The organism is Microbulbifer okhotskensis, from assembly GCF_023895975.1.
In the GTDB taxonomy this organism is placed as follows: domain Bacteria; phylum Pseudomonadota; class Gammaproteobacteria; order Pseudomonadales; family Cellvibrionaceae; genus Microbulbifer; species Microbulbifer okhotskensis.
On record NZ_JALBWM010000485.1, the window covers coordinates 1 to 250 of the forward strand.

1 protein-coding gene is annotated in these 250 nt (G+C 54.0%); it reads left to right on the plus strand.

Going from position 1 to position 250, the window contains the following annotated elements; genetic code table 11:
• Window positions 1-250 (plus strand): hypothetical protein (locus MO867_RS23015; RefSeq protein ID WP_252473480.1); only part of this gene is annotated, 250 nt, incomplete at both ends.

The window sequence follows — 250 nt, forward strand, 5'->3', positions numbered from 1 at the left end:
GCTGGCTGCTGGAGTACAACTACGACGAACGGGGTGATAGTGCTGCCACGGTACTGCAGGACGATATCTTTTTCGGGGCGAGATTCACCGATAACGATATCCATAATACCCGCATTCTGGCGGGGGGCACCGTCGATATGGACTCCAGTTCCACCTTCGCCAATGTGGAAGCCTCACGGCGCTTGAATGAGCATTGGGTTATTGGCCTGGAAATGCGACTTTTTACCAATGTGGACAAGCAGGACCCGCT